The organism is Paenibacillus sp. FSL R5-0713 (assembly GCF_037973325.1).
Lineage (GTDB): Bacteria > Bacillota > Bacilli > Paenibacillales > Paenibacillaceae > Paenibacillus.
The window spans coordinates 4,067,588-4,090,475 of record NZ_CP150229.1; the positions used below are offsets into that span (position 1 = coordinate 4,067,588).

The 22,888-nt window shown below is 45.9% G+C and carries 22 protein-coding genes; all 22 read right to left on the bottom strand.

Going from position 1 to position 22,888, the window contains the following annotated elements; all coding sequences use genetic code 11:
• Positions 1-111: 111 nt before the first annotated feature.
• The 22 genes from MKZ12_RS18005 to MKZ12_RS18110 all read right to left on the bottom strand — a co-directional run bounded on the left by MKZ12_RS18005 (position 112) and on the right by MKZ12_RS18110 (position 22,779).
• Complete coding sequence (locus tag MKZ12_RS18005; RefSeq protein ID WP_339255938.1) at positions 112-1,305, bottom strand: acyl-CoA dehydrogenase family protein; 1,194 nt, start codon at positions 1,303-1,305, stop codon at positions 112-114.
• Positions 1,306-1,347: 42 nt separating this feature from the next.
• Positions 1,348-2,502 carry a nucleotidyltransferase family protein gene (locus tag MKZ12_RS18010; RefSeq protein ID WP_339255940.1) on the bottom strand — a complete coding sequence of 385 codons (1,155 nt, stop codon included), beginning with the start codon at positions 2,500-2,502 and terminating at the stop codon, positions 1,348-1,350.
• A gap of 31 nt (positions 2,503-2,533) precedes the next feature.
• Positions 2,534-3,367, bottom strand: coding sequence for a methyltransferase domain-containing protein (locus MKZ12_RS18015; RefSeq protein ID WP_339255942.1), 834 nt, complete (start codon positions 3,365-3,367; stop codon positions 2,534-2,536).
• On the bottom strand, positions 3,364-3,876 hold the full coding sequence (locus tag MKZ12_RS18020; RefSeq protein ID WP_339255944.1) for an NUDIX domain-containing protein: 513 nt from the start codon (positions 3,874-3,876) through the stop codon (positions 3,364-3,366). Before MKZ12_RS18020 ends, MKZ12_RS18015 begins: the two co-directional genes overlap by 4 nt.
• Positions 3,866-4,666 carry a hypothetical protein gene (locus MKZ12_RS18025; RefSeq protein WP_339255946.1) on the bottom strand — a complete coding sequence of 267 codons (801 nt, stop codon included), beginning with the start codon at positions 4,664-4,666 and terminating at the stop codon, positions 3,866-3,868. The genes MKZ12_RS18020 and MKZ12_RS18025 overlap by 11 nt, the downstream gene beginning before the upstream one ends.
• A gap of 115 nt (positions 4,667-4,781) precedes the next feature.
• Positions 4,782-6,248 (bottom strand): class I adenylate-forming enzyme family protein, encoded by a 1,467-nt coding sequence (locus MKZ12_RS18030; RefSeq protein WP_339255948.1) that lies wholly within the window; start codon positions 6,246-6,248, stop codon positions 4,782-4,784.
• A 28-nt stretch (positions 6,249-6,276) separates the two neighbouring features.
• Entirely contained in the window at positions 6,277-7,008 is a 732-nt protein-coding gene (locus MKZ12_RS18035) for an SDR family oxidoreductase (protein ID WP_339234790.1), read from the bottom strand.
• A gap of 13 nt (positions 7,009-7,021) precedes the next feature.
• Complete coding sequence (locus MKZ12_RS18040) at positions 7,022-7,270, bottom strand: phosphopantetheine-binding protein (protein WP_253438113.1); 249 nt, start codon at positions 7,268-7,270, stop codon at positions 7,022-7,024.
• Positions 7,271-7,314: 44 nt separating this feature from the next.
• Positions 7,315-8,532 carry a hypothetical protein gene (locus MKZ12_RS18045; RefSeq protein WP_339255949.1) on the bottom strand — a complete coding sequence of 406 codons (1,218 nt, stop codon included), beginning with the start codon at positions 8,530-8,532 and terminating at the stop codon, positions 7,315-7,317.
• A 15-nt stretch (positions 8,533-8,547) separates the two neighbouring features.
• Complete coding sequence (locus MKZ12_RS18050; RefSeq protein ID WP_339234796.1) at positions 8,548-9,681, bottom strand: amino acid--tRNA ligase-related protein; 1,134 nt, start codon at positions 9,679-9,681, stop codon at positions 8,548-8,550.
• Between the two features lie 41 nt (positions 9,682-9,722).
• Entirely contained in the window at positions 9,723-10,568 is an 846-nt protein-coding gene (locus MKZ12_RS18055; protein ID WP_339234798.1) for a phytanoyl-CoA dioxygenase family protein, read from the bottom strand.
• 30 nt (positions 10,569-10,598) lie between these two features.
• Positions 10,599-11,555, bottom strand: a complete 957-nt coding sequence (locus MKZ12_RS18060; protein WP_339255950.1) for an aldo/keto reductase — start codon at positions 11,553-11,555, stop codon at positions 10,599-10,601.
• A 25-nt stretch (positions 11,556-11,580) separates the two neighbouring features.
• Positions 11,581-12,660: a phosphotransferase gene (locus MKZ12_RS18065; RefSeq protein WP_339255951.1), complete on the bottom strand. Its 1,080-nt coding sequence runs from the start codon at positions 12,658-12,660 to the stop codon at positions 11,581-11,583.
• Positions 12,661-12,691: 31 nt separating this feature from the next.
• Positions 12,692-13,453 (bottom strand): P-loop NTPase, encoded by a 762-nt coding sequence (locus MKZ12_RS18070; protein WP_339255953.1) that lies wholly within the window; start codon positions 13,451-13,453, stop codon positions 12,692-12,694.
• 29 nt (positions 13,454-13,482) lie between these two features.
• A complete protein-coding gene (locus MKZ12_RS18075) occupies positions 13,483-13,725 on the bottom strand; it encodes a phosphopantetheine-binding protein (RefSeq protein ID WP_339255955.1) in 243 nt (80 codons plus the stop codon).
• Positions 13,706-14,974 carry a decarboxylase gene (locus MKZ12_RS18080; protein ID WP_339255956.1) on the bottom strand — a complete coding sequence of 423 codons (1,269 nt, stop codon included), beginning with the start codon at positions 14,972-14,974 and terminating at the stop codon, positions 13,706-13,708. Before MKZ12_RS18080 ends, MKZ12_RS18075 begins: the two co-directional genes overlap by 20 nt.
• 5 nt (positions 14,975-14,979) lie before the next feature.
• Positions 14,980-16,470 carry an AMP-binding protein gene (locus tag MKZ12_RS18085; protein ID WP_339255958.1) on the bottom strand — a complete coding sequence of 497 codons (1,491 nt, stop codon included), beginning with the start codon at positions 16,468-16,470 and terminating at the stop codon, positions 14,980-14,982.
• A gap of 156 nt (positions 16,471-16,626) precedes the next feature.
• On the bottom strand, positions 16,627-16,884 hold the full coding sequence (locus MKZ12_RS18090) for an acyl carrier protein (RefSeq protein WP_339255960.1): 258 nt from the start codon (positions 16,882-16,884) through the stop codon (positions 16,627-16,629).
• Positions 16,868-17,665 carry an AraC family transcriptional regulator gene (locus tag MKZ12_RS18095; RefSeq protein ID WP_339255962.1) on the bottom strand — a complete coding sequence of 266 codons (798 nt, stop codon included), beginning with the start codon at positions 17,663-17,665 and terminating at the stop codon, positions 16,868-16,870. Before MKZ12_RS18095 ends, MKZ12_RS18090 begins: the two co-directional genes overlap by 17 nt.
• Positions 17,666-18,147: 482 nt before the next feature.
• On the bottom strand, positions 18,148-19,236 hold the full coding sequence (locus tag MKZ12_RS18100) for an acyltransferase (RefSeq protein ID WP_339255964.1): 1,089 nt from the start codon (positions 19,234-19,236) through the stop codon (positions 18,148-18,150).
• 139 nt (positions 19,237-19,375) lie between these two features.
• Positions 19,376-19,915: a GNAT family N-acetyltransferase gene (locus MKZ12_RS18105; RefSeq protein ID WP_339255966.1), complete on the bottom strand. Its 540-nt coding sequence runs from the start codon at positions 19,913-19,915 to the stop codon at positions 19,376-19,378.
• Positions 19,916-20,058: 143 nt separating this feature from the next.
• A complete protein-coding gene (locus MKZ12_RS18110; RefSeq protein WP_339255967.1) occupies positions 20,059-22,779 on the bottom strand; it encodes a family 78 glycoside hydrolase catalytic domain in 2,721 nt (906 codons plus the stop codon).
• Positions 22,780-22,888: the final 109 nt, after the last annotated feature.

The following is a 22,888-nucleotide window of genomic DNA, read 5'->3' on the forward strand; positions in this document are numbered from 1 at the left end:
GGACCCATCGATAAGTTTTAAATAGTGAGTCTTGGGGAGGTACCGATTGTTTAGATTGTATTGCTGCTGAGACATTATCCTTCATATGTCACCCTCAAACTTTGCGCCCTTTCAAGGCAGCAACCTGTGATCTATTAAATTCAGCTTTCCGTTCGCCAGTAACAGCCGATCATTGTGATACATCAGACTTGCAGAACGCAAATCCCGGAAAGCCCTTTCCAAGGGAAGCTGGTCATTAGCGGTATATCCGTAGGATAGTCCTGCAATGTCTATCATTTGATCCGTTGCCTGAAAAAGAGTCTCTGATGCCAAAATTTTAAGATTATTGATGTGAATATTGAACCGCGGCGCTTCAAGCAGCTTCAAATTCCCCTGATTGGAATGATCTTCATACTGTTTGATCATCTCGTTCAGGTATATGTTAACTGTGTCCAACTGCAGTCGAATCCTTGCAAGCCTTGCATAGAGCAACTCGGACTGCAAATTGAAGCGGGAACGATTTTGCGGATTACGGATGAGTTGTATTAACCCTTCGTATACTCCCTTAGCGGCTCCAAGCCAACAGGCAGACCATAAAATATGTCCCATGGGAATCATCGTCTGTACAGCTAACGGTTTGAAGTCTATCGCTGCACCGATCAGCTGTTCTTCTTCAATTGAGCCACGAATGTGCATGCCCACACTGCCGGTCCCTCTCATCCCCATGGCATGCCAATCGGAGACACTCTCCAGTTCCAGTTGATGTCGTTCGGCAAAAACCAGTTGAACGTCACTGTCGGGACTTTCATCAGAAGGTTTCATTGTGATGAGAAACCAGTCGGCGTACTCACCGCCGGTTACGACTGGAGCATCTCGGTCAATATAGAGCGAGCTTCCATTGGTAACCATCGGACTTTGGGACGAGAGCAAGTGCCCCCCTTTTCCTTTTTCAGTTGTGACTGAGGCGATTAAGGGCTGTTCCTCCTGCAGTCTGGACAGAAGATGATCTGAAAAATCATTCTGTTCTTGACGGATTAATACCTCAACCTGCTGTATGTGCATGGCCCATATCATTCCCGTGGATAAGCACCCGCTTGCCAAAAGTTCTGCCATAGAGGACAAGGAACGGAGTGAAGGCCGTTCACCGACTGACCGGCTAGGGATTGATGCTGACATTAGGCTTGCAGACTTCAAGTCAGCTATATTTTCTTCGGGGAAGGACCCATCCCGGTCGAGGTCACCGGCCCTCTCAGCAAATCGCTTTGCCGCCATTCTTACCTTGGACAATGTGTCCGTGACTTCGGATACTTCATACGAATATCGCATATCAAAATCCCTTTCACTCAAATGGATTTGGTCAGAAATGCTTCATCTTTTCCCTGGAACGATTGGATTGCTCTTCTGAAGTTTGAACGGTCGATTCGTATCAAATAAACGTTCCTCAAAGGAATTCTGCCAACGGATAGCAATATCTTCACTGTTGTACCGATACACCTGATCGAGGAATTCCCGATCTTCAATATTCAGCTTGTCCAGGAATCCTTCCGGTCCGGCCTCGCCATAAAGGATCTGCGTATAATGCAGGGCATAGAATACTTCCTTTTGGAAATTCAAATCCTGAGCCCGCTGCAGTACCTTATCCCAATCCACATTCACTTGAGGGCTGTCCAGGAATCGGTGAATGTCCATGAATTTATAGAGCAGGATATCCTTGTAGGCAATAACATCCAATTCACTTGTTGCTTCGCGGGTAAGATGGATAAGCATGAATAACAGCAGATCTTCCCATTCCAAAGTGCGAACAGGATGTCCTGCAACATCAATAATCTGGCTTCTCTCCAGCATTTGCTGCACTGCCGTATCTGTTCGGCGGCTGGTCATGAGATCAAGCGAAAATTGCAAATCCAGCGCATGATATTCGAGAAACGGACTATTTTCGATATATTTGATCAAAGGGATGACTTCATGGGACACCATCGATCGGATCATAATTTCCCTGCGAGGTAGCGGGGTAACCGAATTCGTTTTATAGTTAATCATCCCCTGCACGTATCCCATTTCCTTCATAATCGCTATCGCTTCATCAATTTGGCTTGAATGTATAAGCATATCATTATCTTTGAAATCCCGGCTTCCTAGATCCCCATAGGCGACTTGGGAAAGTACGATCCCTTTCAGCAAACTGTATTGAATACTTCGCTTGTCCAGCTCATGGCAAATATCAAGGGTGAATCTGCACTGTTGTTCGCCTCGCATTTTTTGCATATGATACATTTGCTTGACCGAACTAACGAATTTGCCGTAGACTGCCTTCTCCGTGCCTTTCACCAAAAAGTAACGCTCGATATTCTGCCATGCGGTTCCCATCACACCATGGGTATGCAGCATGCCGAATACTCGGCTCCAGTCCATGTGAGCAGCCATTAATTGACGAAAATCTTCAACCTCCGCATTCCGAAGAGCAGGTTTTGAACACAATAAAACCAATCTTTCTTCATCGGTTAGGGTAGAATCTGATGACATGGCAAACAGCTCCTTTCGCCTTGGAAGAGAATTACTTCTGCCCGACAATAAAAATATTGTTTCCACGCGATACAAGTTCTTCTACGTCAAGATACTGGGATTCAATCTCCAAAATGCTCTCGAACACAGCCGGATCAGACAAAATCTCGCTTAGGGTTTGGGTGTTACCCTCAATCTGTGTCTCCAGAAATCCGGGATAAATGAAGGCAGGGAAGCCTTTAAGATTTAATACCTTCAGCCCGCATTCAACGTAATATTCTTGAAGCTGCTTGGGAGTAAACATATAAATATCGGGCATTTCAAGCGTGAAGCGCCCTTTGCCGCCCGTTAACTTCCGCGCCTCTTCAATTCTGCCTAGGGAAATATTAAAGTACAGGGCATGGTACAGATTAGGTGTAAACGATACCAAGTATCCCTTGGGTTTAAGCAACTTTACGACTTCATGCAGCATTTTAAGCGGCTCTTCCACAAATCCCAATACGTTATGAAAGTTAAAGCAGACATCCACCGATGCCGGCTGTACGCCTTCAATAGCATGAAGGTCACCTTGCCGGATCGTCCATCTATCCTGAAGATCATTCGCTTCGCGTTTGGCCTTCGCTTGTCTCAACATGTCTTCCGACAGATCATACGTATATCCGGTGCTCTCCGGGTATTCTTGAAGGACTTTAAGCGACCAGCGACCAGTCCCTCCACCCGCGTCAAAAAACGTGAACCCGGCGGGTAATCGATCCAAGACCTCTTTTTTGAAAACGTTCCATAACAGCTGGTCGGAGAGCTGCCAATATGCCTGTTCCTCTACCAAGTCGTACTTGTCCGCTTTATTTTTGAAATACGCAATGGTGTCGTGTGTTGTTTTGCTCATCTTAAATCCCCCTTCTCCAATGGTTGAAATGATTTATTATCTTCCGATTGCAGATACAACTGGATACCCACAGAATCAATCCAGCTGAAGGCTTCCAAATCCTGCTCTGCCATTTGCCTTAATTCTTTGACAGGTATCCAACGTCCGTCACGAGCCTGATCGCCAGACTGCAAGGCTATGCCTTCAGCTTCGCAGCGAAAATACACGCCCATTGAATCGATAGGTCCCTCCAGTGTCTGGTAGACAGCAAAAGGTTGAATGCCCTCCAGTAAACCTGTGCCTGTCCTTACCTGCAAATACGTATCCTTACCTGCAATGCAAGTCAGTTCAAGACCTGTTTCTTCCCTGACCTCCCGTTTCAGTCCATCGATCATGGACTCGTACTCTTCGAGTTGCCCTCCAGGCAATTCCCATGCTTTGGGTTGATTGGGCTTGTCCCGAATCTGTAAATAAAGTTGAAGCTCACCGTTCACCACTCTTTCGATCATAGCGCGTACGTTAACGTACATGTTGCCCCTCCCCAGATAGGAATTCGCCCATCACGTCATCCAGCTTCAACTGCAGATTGAATTGGAGATGATAAGCCTTGTACTGCCTCGTAATTTTACGTGTATACCCCAGCAATCGTTTGGCAATGTCGCCACCTAGTCCGCCGCTGGAGAATGAGAAGATATGAGTGAGATACTGTGTCTCAAAAATTCGTTCCTGCAGAGATTGTACGAACGGTTGTCTGCTGGCCGGTATGACAGTATTAACAGCATCCTTCCCCAACAGAACAAACGCACCGACCGTCCAGAATCCAGGCTGTCCAATAAGACCAGATCGGGAAATATACGGCGTGGCATATACTCTCAATTCATCCTCGACAAACATCAGCAACGCCGTGTCATCAGTAATGACGGAGTACCCTGAATCGATTGCTTTCTGGGCAATCGTCGATTTACCGGCTCCGCTTGTTCCTAGGAAAATAATCGCTTTTCCGTCTTGACCTACAACACATACCGAGTGCAAAAGAAATGCGTTCATGTCCATCAATTTGGGAAAAAGAGAAATCCGTTGAGAGAATTCCCATGACCGATCTTCATATTCGTCATACCCCGTCCGCTGAACGAAATGCAGTCTGCTGTTCCAAGCAGAATCCCAGTCGATGTTATAATTGAACTGAAGGCTGGAACGAATTTCTACCCGGTCTTCGCCCCAAATTACTTCGTCTCGTTCCGGGTTGTTAATCCAAGGGCTTGTGTCCCAAGCTTCAATCCTGCAGTGATGATCCATCTTTTCCGGCTGATCATCTATCAAGACGTGTGAGTACCATTGTCTGGTCCGTTCCTCAAGCGCATGAAGACGAGATGCAAAATCTACTTGTACATGAAAGGGACCGTAACGATAAATATACAGAAGAGTTCCTCCTTCCTTAATCTCTTCGGATCTTTCCGGTAGCGGTTCTCGGAAGGGTTTGCACAATTTCCACCCTTTTAGGTACCTTGTAAGCGGATAACTTGGAACGGCAAAAACGCAAAATGTCCGTAGCTTCAACAAGTGTATCCGACTTGCGAGGAATGATGTAAGCCACCAGTGCTTCGCCGAGCCAGGGGTCGGCCTCTCCTTTGACAATGGCTTGCTCCAGTGGAAAGTGCTCCATGATCAGTCGCTCAATTTCCTCAGGATGTACTTGTTTTCCTGCTGTTTTGATCAACAGTTTGGTTCTTCCCAGTAGCCACAGATTATTTTGTTCGTCCAAGTAACCTCGATCTCCTGTACGAAGCCATCCGTTTTGCAGAACTTTATCCGTCTCTGCTACATTGAGGTAATATCCCTTCATGATGCTGGGACTGTGAATCCATATATCACCAGGTTCATGAACGCCTAAGCGATTCCCTTCTTCATCTCTTATGGAGATTTCAACCCCGCGTATTGCTTGCCCTACATTAGATGGTTCGTATACTCCCGAAATGATCCTGGTTGTAATACGCGGACCAGCCTCCGTTTGGCCGTACGTTTGCACCATTTTCACATGGGAAGGCAGTTTCTTGCGAACAGATTCCAGTATGTTAGGCGTGACTTGTCCTCCCCCAAAGCAGATATAACGCAGATGGGGCAGCGCTTTATAATCGGATTTCAGCAGGCTCAACGCTTGCAGCATGGTGGGTACTGCAGTAACTACGGTAACGTCTTGCTCTTGCATCGTTTTCATGAATGAAGACGGTAGAAATAGACCAGTCATAATGACCAATTCTCCACCCAGGTACAGGTGGCTCAAGAACTGGGAGGTATTGCAATAGCCAAAAGGCATAGGCAGGGTAATCAACACGGTATCTTTCTCCGTCAGTGACAGAGATTCGCAATGAGCCTTCACATTGGTAATTAAGCTATGGTGAGTGTGCTGCACGATTTTGGCATTCCCGGTCGTTCCCGACGTTTGCAGCATTAAGGCAACCTCGTCTGCAAGACGAGGCCTGTATATGGGCTTGGTCTCCTCATCCGGTGCCTGCCAATCTTCCTGGCTCAGGACGGACAAGTTCTGAATACGTAGCTTGGATTTCATCTCGTGAGTAGTGATACAGAGAGCAGCGTCTACCGTGCGGCACGCCAGCCTGATTTCTGCCTCGGAACTGCCGGAATAGAGCGGCATGATTACCGCTCCCAGTAAGGTAACCGCGAAGTAAGCATGGATATAGGCAGGAGAGTTGGGCAAGCAGATCACCACCACTTCGCCTTCCCTAACACGGTCCTCAATCTTTAACTGCAAGGCCGCGGTTGTGGACAAAAGCTGCTTATACGTGCACTTCTCCTCGCCGAATGTTACGGCAATCCGATCCGGACTCCGCGCTGTCTGATGTAACAGTATTTCACCGATACACCGAGGTTCCATATCCTTCATCCACTCGCCTCCTTCGCGTATATTTTGTCTAGCCCCTGCTGTCCATTTGAAAGATTTGCCCGCTGACGTTGGCAACGTGTTCGGACAACAGGTAGAGAATGAAATTCGCTGTCTCCTCCGGTGTGGAAATGCGGGACAAAAGACTCTCATCGAGAGCCTTTTGATATTTTCCAGCATGATGCCGGTTCAGATTGGTTCGCATAAATCCGGGACAGATTGCATTAACGGCAATGCCGAATGAACCCAACTCACGTGCCATTGATTTGGTCAGAGCATTAAGTCCGGCCTTGGAAGCTGCATAATTACTTTGCTGTGCGCTTCCTACAATACCGCGGTAAGAGGACACGTGAATGATTTTCCCCCTGCCTCGTTCCTTCATCACCTTGCTGACCTTCTGAGAGACGAGAAATGCGCCATCCAGGTTAACCTGCATAACATCGCGCCATTGAGCATAACTCATCTCCTCTAAAGACGCATCGTTGATAATTCCGGCATTATATATCAGCCCATCCACCCATTCCAGTCGATCCATCAGTACTTGCAATGATTCATCCAGTAGTTCCGTATTCGTGACATCCAGATGACCGACATGCAGACGATCCTGTATACCCATATGATAATCATTACTATGAATAGGGGTTTGGTTATAGGTGGCAGCAACAATCGCCCCTTCTTGCAGCATTTTTTCAAGAAGACACCCTCCAAGCGTTCCCGAACCCCCAACAAGAAGCAATCGAAGTCCTTGAAGAGAAATGTGCACGAATATTCATCCTTTACGCTGTCTTGGTATCAACGAAGGCCGTTAACACTTCAACATTCTCAAATAGTTGCGGTGTAAGTTCATCATCCTCAATCGTGATTTGAAACTCATCCTCCATCTTGATGATCAACTGAAGAATCATGATGGAGTCCAGTTGCAGATCAGAAACCAGATTTTCTTTTCCCGAAAAGACATAATTCTCTTCAATTCGATCCTCAAGCTCTTCTTTTACGAGCCTGCACACCGTTTCATAATGCGACATATGCTCACCCTCAGATATAGAATGATTTGGTAATATTGCTGACATCATGTATTCGCCTGGCGATAAGGAATAAAATAATCGAACTTGGGACCATCCATACTCAGTCTGTCCTGATGAACAATCGTCAGGTTAACATCGTCAGGCAGTTTGTGCAGCAGTTCTTGCTGCAATAGAAACTCGGATGCTTCCTGAAATCCCTTGCCAGGAACAAGGTAAAACATAAATTGCTTTTCCTGCACCTGCATTACACGAAATTGTCGAACGGCATCCGGGAAATTCCGGTTGACCTTGGTTACCGCATAATGAAACAGAATCGGATTGGCGATCCAATCACCTGATCGAATATATTGGGTTGCCCGCCCACCGGTCACTTCGATAACGGGATATCGCGATCCGCAATCACATTTCTGTTCAGACAGCCTGCCAATATCTCCCGTGTCATACCGGATCAAAGGCCAGATTCGATTGGTCAAGTCAGTAATCACTACGTTTCCATAGCCATCTTTGTCCGAATTCGCAATTTCCACATACAATTGATCACTAGATAAGTGCAGATTACCGCTTCTGCAGCTCATGCCAATACACCAAAATTCGCGGGAACCATAATGGTTATAAACAATGGGACCAAAGGCCTCTTCAATCGTCTTACGCTGATAGTCAAATAACATCTCTCCGTTAATTTCGATATATTTAAACGGAAGTTTGCTCCGATCCAGCTTTCGCTCCAGCAGATGGTTCGCGAATAGATAGAGTGCGGTAGATACGGACAGCATCCACTGCGGACGGTACTTCAGCAACGCTTCATAATAGTCATCCAGTCGTTCCGGGGACAGATCAAGCATGGAGAGATACATGACCTCATGGTAGATGGATATGGGATCCGTTGACAGATCATCTTCATTGAAGGCATAAAACATGGCATACGGATCTTTAGGTCCAATACCTCCTTTAGTGTTTCGAAGGCCCCATAAGAGGCGTGCTTTTTTCCATTTTTCTTCAACTGATTTATAACATTTGAGCGGTTGTCCCGTGGAACCACTGGTATATTCGACATAGAGTTTGGCCTCATTGTCCGTCAGCAGCGATTCTTCTCTGCCGGTCAGCTCAGATTTCTCCAATATGGGTATCTGCTCAAAACGGGCTTGGCTCCAGCCGGCATCGGTAACGCCTTGTAACCTTTGTTTGTAGAATGAAGACTTTGCTGTTGCGTGTTCGATTAAACCTAGTAGCTTGTCCTGAACATGGTCCCACTTGGTTATCATCAATGGTTTCCCACCTTATGGTTTCAAAGTCACATTGGTTCTTGGGAACTGAACGGCACTCCATATATATGGCATCTCCAGCAAACCATGGATCAATCGCTCCCATCCGACGCCAAAACCCGATGTCTCCCTGTAGTTATCGAGCGTTCTGGACTGGAGATAACATGCGTAATCTTCTTCAGGCAGGTTAAACACTTCTGCTTTTTCTTTCAATTGCTCAAGGGTACCCACACGCTGACCGCTCCCGATCGTTTCCCGATACCCTGGCCAGATATAATCCGTGTTGTTTGCAACGCGTCTGTCCCGGCCCTTCATTTCGGCGTGGTAGAACGGTACTTCAAGCAAAGGAAACTCACTAATTGCCAGGAATCCGCCATAAATCTCGGTGAGTCGGACTTCTTCCCAAGAACCGAAGTGTTCAAGTGTGAATTTGTTGTAGATTTCATCTTTTGTATCTTCGTAAAGTGCGGCTAAAGCTTCTTCAAAAGTTAATTCCGTTATTTTTTGACTGCGACTAACTTCGTCAAGTTGATTCAGACGATCCTGGGAAAGGAACACACTCAGATCCGCTTCATTATGTTTGAGCAAATCCTGAATGACTCTAAACAACAATTGACGGATTATCTCCTTATTTGCTACTTGATCAACCGCGCCTTCATATTCGATATGGTGAAACTCGGACAGATGGGATGCATCCACATTTTCCTTGCGGAATGAGTTATACACGGAGTATACATGATCTACCTGGTGCTGGAGCACCGACAATTCCAGATAAATTTGTGAGGACTCTGATAAAAATGCCTTGTTCGGCAGATCAAACCACTCCAATGAAATAGGGCATACATCCGTTGTATAACTGATGGCCTCGCGACCGTATACGGCACCTGGGGAAGAAATCATTCGAGTAGTCAAGGGCAGCAGTGTAAACAGGGCATTCATTTCTCCAAAAAACAGATTGCTTGACATATTGATCTGATGATTAATTCTGGCGATAGCGCCCCAATACTTCTGTTCGCTGAAGCTCTTGACCCGATTTTCAGCTTCTGCCAGCGTGTATTGCCCTGCAAGTACGTTATCCAAGGCATCGTATATGTTGTTCCCGCGATATCCCAACTTCTTGTCTTTTTTTGTAAAATAAGGTCCTAACATAAGCTCATCTCTCCTCATATGGATATTATTTTGGGTTAAAATCAAACCTGGCCGGCGATATACTTTTCCCGTTCGTTCTTGCTTCTTACCTTGCGTAACAACTCCGATGGAGACAGGGGGTGAGATTCATCCCATAGGACAGAATTAATCATCAGTTGCTGAACCGTGGGGTGCATCTGATCCAGATATGCCTTTTCCTTCATCTCCGGATAGGAAGTATGTCCTCCATACGCTTCCTCTTTACCTTGAACGCTGTAATGCAACGTTCTCCTGTAGTCATGAGACGTACATGCTCCGCGATGAAGTGTATGCGCATTCATAAATAGAACGTCTCCGGGTTGACATGTGATTCGAACCTCGTTAGGTAACGGATTAGCCCCGTTATTGTTCACTTCCCATCTCTCCTGATCAGAAAGTGCACGTCGGTGCGAACCAGGAATCGCGATAAAACAAGAGTCTGGGTACAAGGGAATATTGAACTGCACATGGTTGGGAATACCTTCTGGGTGATATAACTCGTTATCCCCGTAATCCCGGTGCCAACGCAATCGATAATTGATCTTCTCCGGCGACCACAGCGCATGAGCTCCCCAAAATCGCAATTCTTCGCCCAATATCTCTTGAAGTACTTCCATCAGACGTTCGTTCCCAAAAACGTCTCCGAAGGCGGGCTCGTACAAGTCCAATTTGAAAATATTATTTACACCCCAAGTGTCGTAATCAGGCTCCTGTTTCAAGGTGTAACGCGTCGTATACCGGAGTGGTTCCTGCTTCACCTTGGTGATCAATTTTTCCATCGCAATCTTTAGCTGATTCACCTCATCCGATACAAAAATTCCTGTAACGACAGCATAACCATCATCTAGAAAGCGCGATTTCAGACCCATGATCAAGCAACTCCTTTCTTGCTATTGGTGTTATGGAACCGCGAACCATTCCTTGTCCATCCGTTCCTTCCAGCGCTCTCGAATGGCCTTATATTGTTCCTCAGCAAGGTTCCCTTTGCTTGCCAATGCATAATTGTCCCGCCAACGATCTGGTTTCGTCGTGCCAATCATGACTGTGTGCACACCGGGAATCGACAGCGCAAACCTCAGTGCCAGTTCTGTCGTAAGCAAAGGATCCTCTTGAAAGGAATACCCCAGCTTGAGCAAACGCTCCTCATAGGTTACTTTTGCTGGCTTGACCATAGATTCCGGCGTCTTGCCCATTCTTTTCCACATAGCAAGCTGGCGTTCATAACGTTTCTTATGCTCCCCTGAATTAACCCAAGCGGCGTTGGCAATCGGACGCTTCACAATGACCCCAAGCTGCTGCTGCTGTGCTAAGGGAATGATTTCGTCTAAGGCGATTTGATCAGCAATATTAACGGTCACCTGCAGCGTATCAAAACATTGCATCTTGATCGCATATTTCGCTTGTTCCCCGTCCCCGCTGTAACCCAAATATCTCGCTTTTCCCGCTGCCTGAATCTTTTTTAGCGTCTGAATGACTTCACCACGTTGTAAAATCTCTTCAGAGCAGCCATGCAGTTGCAAAACATCAATATAATCTGTGCCCAATCTCTTCAGGCTCCGGTCTACACTCAGTTCCAGCCAGTCAGGGTCCCAATCGTGATACTTGTCCTCGTCCGAGTGGCCGCATTTGGTGAATAGATAGAATTCTGCACGCCTTCCCGAAACGGCCTGACCAATTCGTTCCTCGCTATTCGGGTAACACTCAGCAGTATCAATAGCATTAAGTCCATGATCCAGTGCAAGATTCAGTAGGTGGTTCACTGTTTCCTGGCTGGTTTGTTCATAACCGATCTGGGAGCTGCCGAACCCCATGACGCCTACATGCATATCTGTCTTTCCCAGCGTTCTCTTTTCCATGTCCAACCTCCCTCCCCTTGTGGGTTCAGTAATTTTCACTCAAATACGCTCGAGAGCTCTTCACGACATTCCGAATGTTATCGATGTGCATACTCGCCGAGGAAACTGGCCAATCCCCTCGAATGAGACCAAGACTTGCCAGCCTGATGCACGTTGTGCCCATTAACAGCGGAAGTACCGTAATTTCTTCGGCCAGCAGGGAATGATGTTCTTGATAGCCTTCAAGAAATTGCTGGAACGGCTGAGGTTCCAATTCATGAACGGCTTCAAAACGCGAGCTGCCGTACCGGTAAGTTATGCCGGAAAAAGTAAGCAATCCTTCAGCCAGATCCACAAGGGAATCGGTGAAGCATGCATTGTCAAAATCAATCAGCGCCGACACCGAACCGTCGGATGAGAAAATGAAATTCATCGGATTCAAGTCTCCGTGCGCAATCGATGTCACCGCTTCAGCTCTGTCAGCATGCTGAGCAGACCACTCGTCTACCAATTTCTTGCAAACCTGGACAAAACGCTGCACATGCTCCTGATCCTCTTTGCTCATTTCATTGCGTTTCTGCATGTACTTTTTAAGCAAAAGAACAAGTACATCCTTTGTAGAAACATAAGGAGATTGCTCAGGCAACCTCAGTCTCTGTAGTGGATATGCGGACGCAGCCTTTGTCCGAAATTCACCCAATACCGCCCCGGCAGCACGTATCTGTTGAGGCTGGGCATTATACATCGAGCCGTTTGGTATATACGATTGTAGGTACAATGTACTTTGATTACCTGCATGTACAATCAGCTCCCTGGATGTAGTTAACTGAACGGCAGGGACACGAACCCCTTTCAGAGCCAGCTCATGCTGGAGCTTAATTATGCTCACGGCGTGCTCAATGGATCGGATATACCAAGGAATTTCTTTCAAAAAGTAGAGGTTTCCCTCCCGGTCTTCAACAAGGGCTTTTCTGGATGTCTCCGAAACCCGGTTGATCGGAACGACAGTACCATTCATATTGAGATACGGGTACGTTGTGTATTCCATGATGCCGTACTGCTCTAACGCTTGCGATAGCATATCCTCCGGGATAAGTCCTCTGCTCAGCTCTAACGGTTTTAGCAACGGCATCCTCCCCTTTACCAAAGTAAGACCCTTAATGTACACTCCATGTGTTGAACTTTTGTGTGAGTAAAATAACTAGTTGACGTCCAAGTCCGGCCATTCGCACACTAACAGGATGTTCTGGATTCGCAAGTACAAATGGAATGCCAGCGTTCCCCTTTGCACTAAGTTCAGGTATTATAGGAAACGTGTCGAGCACTTGCAGACCGTTCGGAACAGCTAACATGCCTTGGGTATCCCCCGAAAAGATTGCAGTGGAATGCCCGCAGCATTCGCATTGGAATTGAGACATATTTTCGACGATACCAAGCAGCGGAACCTCCATCCGTCGCATCAAGTCGATCCCTTTCTGAGTATCTGCAAAACTTACCGTCTGAGGCGTTGTAATCAGAAGACATCGTCCTTTCAACAGACGAAACAGCTGATGGTGAATCTCGGAAGTCCCTGGAGGCATATCGACGATTAATACATCTACATCCCAGCGGGCTTTTATCAGTAACTGATCCAGCGCACCTTCCAGATATTTGCCTGAAAGAGATCTGCTGAGACCGTTGTTTTCAATCAGCCCAGAGGAAGAGATGCGGATGCCTGCGTAGGTTCCCGGGTTGATTCCAAGTCCTTCTGCTACCATAGACTCGTCTTCAACTCCGGATACCATGGTAGGTATACTTGGCCCTTCAAAATCTGCATCAAACAGTCCTACTCTTAACCCTGGTAATGAATAGGCTAAATTTACAGCGAAAGTGGATTTTCCGACTCCGCCCTTTCCGCTATAGATGAAAAGTACGTCCATGGCATCCTCCCTCGCCCCTAATAGAAAAGCTAAGCATTTTGCTTCAACGTATGGATCATGTTCACAATGTTGCTCATGGAAGCAAACGTATCATTAATCATGTACTCGTCGGGAATAGTCATTTCAAACTTCTCTTCCAGTTCTAGCAGCAAATCGATCGCTTTCATAGAATCGAGACCTGCACTTTTCAGATCGTCCGTCATCTCCAGATCCCGATGAATTTTCTGCTTTACCAGCGCCGTGACTTCATGTTTAATGTATTCCATGCTCATGAATAGTCCTCCCTTCGTGCATTTCATTCACATGCGTTCTTCGTGTTAGAGCAAGCTGTGAGACATGCTTCACGTTACCGTCATCCACGACCAATTCAACGGGAATTTCCCTGCTCAAAAATCCCAATAAACTGGCCGTAATCCCATAAGCCCCAACATTCGGAATGTAGACCTGCTCTTCCAATTGTAAGGAAGGTATAGCTGCTTTTTTGTTAAAAAAATCAAGAGGGGTGCACAGCGGTCCTACAATGTGGGTCGACTCCGGATGAGGGTCGGTCTTCTCTGTGAAAGGCTTGATGTCATACTGAACACGTGGAATGCGTCCGAGCCCCGCCATCCCGCCCAGATGGTGAATGCCGCTGTCCAGAACGATAAAGCGGCTGCCCTTACTTTCCTTGATATCCACAACAGAGCTAACGAGAACACCGCATGCGGCCGAAAGATATCGTCCGGACTCATATGCTATAGCAGGCTCTCCCATTCTCCATCCCGGCATATGCTCATCGAGAGCAGTCTCCAATTGGACCTTGATTTCACTAAAATCCGGAGGGGGGCCTGACACAGCATAAGGATGTCCAAATCCTCCTCCTAAATCCACGAATTGGAGTGGGATTCCAGTCTCCTTGGATATTCTCGCAATCACCTGAATGGAAGAGAGAAAAGATTCCGCAAGTCTCTCTGCATTCGCAGTATTGGTGCCATTGAAAATATGAAAACCGGCAATACGAATTTCGTCGCATTCCTGCATTTCCTTCAGCTCTCGCAAAAGCTTCTGCTCATCCGTTCCAAACTGAGAGGGTGTGCCCGTCATGGCCAATCCAGCATCAGCCAAGCCCTGATCGGGATTGATTCGCATAATGACTTGAATTGGAGGTGTACCAGAAGACACTACAGACCTTAATCTTTCCAGCTCCTTCATTGATTCGACCGAGAACCATTGTACTCCCTGTGCAACAGCCACCTTCAATTCCGATTCGCTCTTTCCAGGACCCGTGTACAATACATCCCGGGGCAATCCTCCAGCTTCTAACACAGAATTCAGCTCACCTAGCGATGAAACTTCAGCCCTGCACCCCAAATCTAACAACTGCTTAACGATTGCCGGGTGAGGATTGGCCTTCAGAGAGTAATACAACATCGAAGGCTCGGGTAATGCATCTCTCAACCTGTGGCAGGATTGGCGAAGAATATTCAAGTCGTATATATATAACGGACTGCCGTATTTCGACCGCAACTCTCCATAGTCCAAACGCTTCACTCCTTTTCCAGGTCTGTTTTCAGCTTGTTTTTATCAATTTTACCGTTCGAAGTTAAAGGTAACTGGTCTGTAACATAGATGTGTGCTGGCATCTTATAATCTTCCAGCCGCATTCGTAATTCGTCGAGAAGGCTATCCGCAGTCCGTGTAGAACTCACCGCAAGAATAGGCACAGCAGTGTCTCCGGTCAGTATCAGCGCGGCTTGTTCGACGCCATCGATGTCGACTGCTGCCAGTTCGATCTCCGTAGGACTTACACGAAAGCCGTTTTGCTTGTACATATCATCCTTGCGAGCGTAGAAATACAAGAAACCTTCATCGTCCATCCAGAAGTAGTCCCCTGTGTGCAAGCTCCGCTCATGAGAAGCCATATTTCGAAAAACGTGCTGTGTTCGTTGCGGATCATTCCAGTAACCCATCATGACATGAGGACCATGCACAACCAATTCGCCAACCTTATTTGGTGGCAGTTGCAATCCTCTCTCATCGATTATGGTGCAACTTGTACCCGGAAGAGATGTTCCGACAGAACCCGGTTTATCAGCGAGAAATTCCGGCTGAAGGATGGAGACCCGTTTACACTCCGTCAGTCCGTACATCAGATGTAGCCGGGCATTCGGGAAAAATGTTTTGAATTCGTTTACATAAGTTTGAGGAAGTGCAGCTCCTGTATTGGTAATGAAACGAATCTCCGGTAATTGCGTCATCTGTCTGCGCATAAGTTTGATCAGCGCTTCTCCCATGCTAGGTACAATTGGTAACCCGGTAATACCCCATTCCCTTATTTTATGAATGAGCGCCGGGCCCACATCAGATCGCTGACCCAAGGCTATCGTTGCATTTTGATTAAACGCCAGAAAAATCTGGTACATCCCGTAATCAAAAGACAATGGAAGAAAATTGCCGATTACGTCGTCTGCTTCTATTTTCAGGCAAGACTGAATGCTCTCCAGTACAAATAGCATGCTGGAGTGGTGTGACACCACAGCCTTCGGCCGGCCTGTACTTCCCGATGTATACAACAGGCAGGCAACTTCATTACCTGAGCGATCTTCGTAATCGGGGTCATCTAATCTGCTATGCTCCACTGCATGTGTGGTCACGTCATTTTCTGATATGACCTTAATCCCTATATAGGATGACATCGCCAACTTTTCAACAAAAGCATCGGTCGTCAGCAGATAGGAAGCTTGCGAATCTTTAACAATGTAGTCCAACTGATACCTTGTTGTACTCTCATGCAAGAGGATATAAGTTGCTCCAAGCCTGGAGGCAGCAAAAATGGATGAGACGAGAAATTTGCCATGAGGCAAAAGCAGTATGATTCGCTCGCCAGTTTTTACACCGCAGGTTTGCAAATAAGTGGATATACGATCCCTCTCCTGAGTTAGTTGACTATAAGTAAAATGGCCTTCGTCTGTGATCAAAGCTGCTTTATGCGGATATCGTTGTTCTGACTGATCTAACAACTCACATAATCGTTTCAATTCAGACCCTCATTCCATGAATGCGCAGTGTTTATCTTGCACGATTTCAGTGATACGTTCATCGCATAAATTGTCGTTAACATGTTGTTTGATGAATATAATTCAATTATAGAGCCTTGAACATAAGTCGCTGTCCATATTTTCCCCAGCTATTTCTTACGCAGAAGATACCATACCTGAGATTCTCCACTCTATCTGCTCGACTGTAGCAAAACATTCATACAACAGGTCCTCGTCGCGGAAAATAATCTCAAACTCCTCTTCTAGTGAAACAATTAGTGAAATATATTTTATTGAGTTAAACCCGAGATTCTCTAATCGCTCATCCAGAGGAATGTCCAAGTGATATCCAAGTATATTGTGAATAATCTGAATGATTTTTCCTTCAATCATCGAGTTAGATACTTGTTCCATCACTGATTCCCTCCCCTGTCTTATTGCACAGATGTTTACGATATTCACTTGGAGAGCGCCCGTAATATTTTTTATAGTACCCGGAGAACTGTGAACTAGAGATATAACCGACAGACTTCGTAATTTCATTGATCGTCAGATCGGTATGCTTAAGCAGTTCGCGTCCTTTTTGTACTCTAATTTTCTGAAGAGATTTAATGGGTGAACAACCGAACACTTTCTTGTATGTGTTACTTAAATAGACCGGATTACAGCTGATTCGTGCGGCCATGTCTTCAAGGGTAAGCGGCTCCGAATATTGACTTCGTATCATGCGATGAACGATAATTAATCGGTTGTCAATCTTACCTTTCAAATTATCGGTGCTCTGGTTCATCACCCGGTACATATTGAAAAATCGTGTGAATTCAAGGGATAGTTGTTTGCTGTACTCAGGTTTGAAAGCGCTCTGTCCGAACATCTCTAAAACGCGTTTTACAAACAACTTGACTCCGTCGTCTTGTCTGGATAATACCATTGGAAAACCAAAGCGCATTTTAGTCATGTTTTCCAAGGTCAGAACGCTGATTACGACAGGTACTGACAATCGGTTTAACAGGATGAGATCGTTGCCCACCAACAAGTCCCTGGAGGAAATATAGTACGAGGTGTCACGATACCTCGTTTCAAAAGACTGTTGGGTAAACGCTACCAAAATTCTATTTGGCTCCGTACATACTGTTTCAGAATAGCCGGGAGCCATGATCATTTTGGGCATCATACTGTACAAATTCCATGTCATCAAAAGTCGCCCCCATTTGAAGAAATTGGAATGTTTTATTAAATTTTAGTTGATTCCTAGACTGAAATCAACAATATTATACATAAATGTGAAATTGATCATAATCTGTAGAAATAAATAAGTGAGGTTGTCGAGGTAGGTTTACTACTAAAATATGCAAAAAAATTATGTAGGTAGACTCTAACTTTTGGAGGTAAAGTTGACTGGCTAGCAATCTTTGGTCAAAATCTTCTTAAGGACGTTCCCATGGAATTCATACATATTACCACAAACAGCAACAGTGGATCCAATACGAACCAATTCATTCATTCCATCTGATAGAACGCTTCCAATTAGTATGAGTCTGATTCCATAGAATTGTTCTAAATAAAGGTACCCATACACTAAACACTGCTTTTATACGTGTTCAGTGTATGGGTACCCGATTACAATGCTTGATGGCTTGAAAACTCTTTTCTTAGATGGCATGGATTTATTTTAACTTAACGTCCTATCAGGACCCATCCCCACTTCATCCGGCGCAATCCCATCGCGCAGATCCATGAGATCAGGAGCGCCACAACATAAGATAGGATGACACCCACGCTGAAGTGCCGAGCCAGGTCATCTGAGAATTCACGTCTCCAGAAGAGCAGTACGAGGGGATGCATTAAAAACACACCGAACGCAACTGTACCCAAGGAATCCAGAACATGCGTAGCTTTACGAACTTCAGTATGTTTTCCTGCGCCCAACCGTTCACTAAAGATCAGCAGGAGCAAGCAGGCTGACAACGTAAACAGATTGCGGAACAGGAACAACACGGTATAGGTTACCACCGGGTATGCAGGAAAAGCGGTTTTGATATAAGCATTACCATATATAAAAATGGCACCTCCGCTCAATAACGCAACTATAAGTGCATAACGGTGAGTATACAGTTTCTTCAATGCCCACTCAAAGTTGAGCCCAACCCATGCGCCAAAACCAATTACAATCAAATAACTGGGTAACAAACTTCCTGTTCGCTCGAAGTGAAACTGCAAATGCAGTGCATAGAAGATTGCTTGGCCCATAATAAAGAATAATGGCAAATACCGAGTAAAAAGAAGATGGCGTGTTAGCGACAGAAGCAATGGAAAAACGATATAGAATTGAAGAATAATCAGAAAAAAGTACAGGTGGGTATGAGCGGTTCCCATCACTAGTTGTTTGGCAAATTGCACACCATGGGTCAAAGGTTCTTTACCCGCAAGCAACTGTTTAACAGTAAAATAGATAAAGGACCATACCACATAGGGTACACATACATAGAATAAACGCTTTTTGTAAAAGGCGAGCATCCAACCCTTCTCATTCACCTTGGAGCTGTAGTTGTAGAACAGAACCAGGGAGGACAAGAACAGGAACGCTGGAACGGCAAATTGCAGGAACGTGTTCCAGAAGTAATACACATCATGATCTAACGTGTGCTTGGGGTAATGCGCAACTGCTGTTGAAGTCGCATGGATGGCTACCACTGCCATGATGGCCAATGCACGATAGAGATCCAGATACTCAATACGCCGGGGCCGATTAACCGGTTGATTCATAAAATAACCTCACTTGTGCCTGATATGGGATGATAGTTTCCGGCCGCAATCCAGATTCTATGCTTCATTTTAATCAGCACGCGAGGGTATTACAATCATAATCTATATTATTTTCGTTAAATTTCACCATCATTCTTCATTATTCGACATTCTCTATCCAGAATCGTTCAACAACATTGCCATTGGACTCCACATAGTTTTCATCCTGAATGCCACCATTTCGAAGAATAACCCTTCTGGATGGCTCATTATTTGCATCACATACGACCAATACTTTGGTGATTCCAAGCTCTCTCGTTTTCTCCAAAGAGAGCCTGAGAATTTCGGAACCATAGCCACTTTGCCGCTCTCCAGGACGAATGCCATATCCAATATGTCCTCCACTGTTGAACAATTTGTCGTTAAGCTCATGCCTTATATTTACAGCACCCACGATTTGTTGACTCTCGGTGAGTAGCCAGTATGTACTGTCTTTTACCCAACCTTCGGGAATATCGATACCTTGTTCATTGCGCTGCAAAAACGCCAACATCTCACCAAATGCAGAAGGATCTTTGGAAATGACCCACGGTACCATCAACTCTCCACTTCTCACCCAGTCTTCATAAAATTCCAAATATGCATCCTTATACGCTCGCGATGGTTTAATTAATCTAACATGTTCTTTCCCCACAGTCATTACACCCTCCCAACAGATATTGAAACTGCCATGCTGCCGCTTCCAGGACACAACATTCTTGCTCTTCCATCAGACAAGTTCGAAAAAGGACCTGCATGTGAGCAGATCCTATTCAAAAGTACATTTTACCGTTTATTCTATTATTATACGGACTCTGTCAATGTAACATCCTGAACATCTCGGTCCTTCTTCATATCCGTGTCCTTGTAATTGAATTGGTAACTTCCTGATCCAAGTGTAACTTCAATATCGTCTCCAATACTTCGAATATCCTGAACTTCATTTACCTGATCCAACGGTTTCCCTTGCTCCAGAACGATCTGTGCACCTGCTCCAGGAAGACGTACCGTACCTCTTGTATTGACAGGAATGTGCACGCATATCTCCATTTCTCCCTCCGCCAGCCGATGCCAACTTGAAGCAACTTGACCATACATCGTCTCCAAGCTCGCTTCCACCCAATCCAGTCCAGGTCCGGGTTGCGGCTCAATATGCACCATTCGGAATCCTGGCTGATGTTCATCGGACTTGATTCCGGCAACATAACGATACAACCATTCCCCAATCGCACCATACGCATAGTGGTTAAATGAGTTCATATCAGCACTCCAGAGACTGCCATCCTCTTTGATGCCATCCCAATGTTCCCAGACTGTCGTTGCGCCTTGAGTCACCTGATATAACCAGGACGGATAATCCTCTTGAAAAAGTAATGTATAAGCCAGATCGTGAAGACCTGCATCACTCAGTACCGGATTCAGATAAGGTGTACCCACAAAGCCTGTAGTAAGATGATTGCCCGCCTCTTTCACGAGTTTTGCCAATTGATCGACAGCGCGAATTCGTGCAGTCGCGTCCAGCAGGTCAAATTGAAGCGCAAGAACATGCGCTGTTTGCGTAGGAACAGCAATTTTGCCGGCTGGAGTGACGAATTCTTTGTTAAACGCAAGAACAATGTTCGTATGCAACATTTTATAGTATTCAGCATCATCTGTCTTACCAAGTACCTCTGCCGCTTTTTGAGTTAACGAAACCGAATAGGCATAGAATGCAGTTGCTACATAGTCCGTGTCCGTTGCGCCAACATAACTATCCGGCTTGGAATCCAGTCCCAGCCAATCGCCAAAGTGGAATCCCGTGTTCCACAGATATGGGTTATCGCCCTGCCCGTGAATGTACTCGATCCACCGCTTCATACTCTCATATTGTTCGGCCAGTAATCTGGCATCCCCATACATCTCATAGATGGTCCAAGGACAGATGACTGCTGCATCACCCCAAGCGGCGGAGGAATGACTGGTGTCTCCCCATCCTTCCGACGTGGAACTTCTCAGATCCGGAACGAAGAATGGAATACCTCCATCTTCTCCCTGATCCGCTTCCAGATCCCGCAACCACTTGGTGAAAAATGGCGCCGTATTCATGAGGTAGGAGGACGTGCGGACAAACATCTGTGCATCACCGGTCCACCCGAGCCGTTCATCCCTCTGTGGGCAGTCTGTCGGCACATCAAGGAAATTCCCCTTTTGCCCCCACAATATATTGTGATGCAGTTGGTTCACCAGGGGACTGGAGCACGAGAACTGACCTGTTTGCTCCATATTTGAGTGCAGCACTATGCCAGTGAAATTATCGAGATGAATGTGTTCAGAAAAGCCAACCAGTTTCACATATCGGAACCCCTGGAACGTAAAATGCGGTTCGAATGTTTCCACTCCATCCCCCTTGCACGTATAGCGAATACACTGCTTGGCGGAGCGAAGATTATTGGTGTAGAAGTTGCCTTCATGATCCAATATCTCAGCATGGTGCAACTCAACCGTCTGACCGACCTCACCTTGAATGCTAAATCTCACCCATCCCACCATATTCTGTCCCATGTCTATTACACGATCTCCCTGTGGGGTTGTTAACAAGGCGATTGGCTGTAGCTGTTCTACTTGGGTGACGGGTACGTTCTCCTGCGCAACGATGATGTCTTTTGGATGTTCCAGTACGTTCACGCGTGACCAATTCACTTCAGATGAATCCGACCAATCAGACTCCATTCGTGCATCATACGTCTCTCCCATATAGATGTCCGACATCCGAATGGCACTTGGACCAGCTGTCCATTCCCCATTGGAAAGAATACATTCCTCTGATCCATCTGCGTATTTCATATGCAGTTCCAGCAGCAATGCGGACGTTGAACCAAATATCTCCCGTTCTTTGTTCCAGCCAAGATATCCCCGATACCAGCCATCTCCAAGATATGCACCCAATATATTCTGTCCATTTTGAAGCAAGTGGGTAACATCATAGGTTTGATATTGTAATCGCTTACGATAAGAAGTCCAGCCAGGTGTAAAATAATCTTCTCCTACTCTTGAGTTGTTGATGTACAACTCGTATAGTCCAAGTGCTGTGACATATATTCTGGCAGACGTAACAGGTTGTTTCACATTAAACTGCTTGCGCATACGCGGGCATGACGTATCTCCATCATCTGATGCTTGAGCTGTGATCCATTCTGCTTGCCACTTGTTATGACGATCCATAAGTCCCATCTCGAAATAAGCCGTTTCGGACCAACCCGAATCACTTCCTGTATCATCCCATGCCCGAACCCGGTAATAGTATCGCGTTTGCGGAGAAGGCTGAAAATGGTTTAGTTCCACATGTATGGATTGATCACTGCTTATCTCGCCAGAATCCCATGTAATCCCTTCAAAATCTTTCGTTAGGGAGAGTTGTACCTGGTAAGCGGATTGCATACAGTTCCGCCGATCGGACTGCAACTGCCAGCTTAATCTCGGTGATTTTACATCGAGGCCTATCGGGTTGACTCTATATTCACAGCGAAGGTGACTAACGTTGAACATTAGCAGATCGTCCTTTCCATCTTGGCTTCCCATTCGGGGTTACGATATAATTATATCGATCCTGCTGTCGTAAATACCCGGTGATCCGGACTATTTCATCCGGTGATTC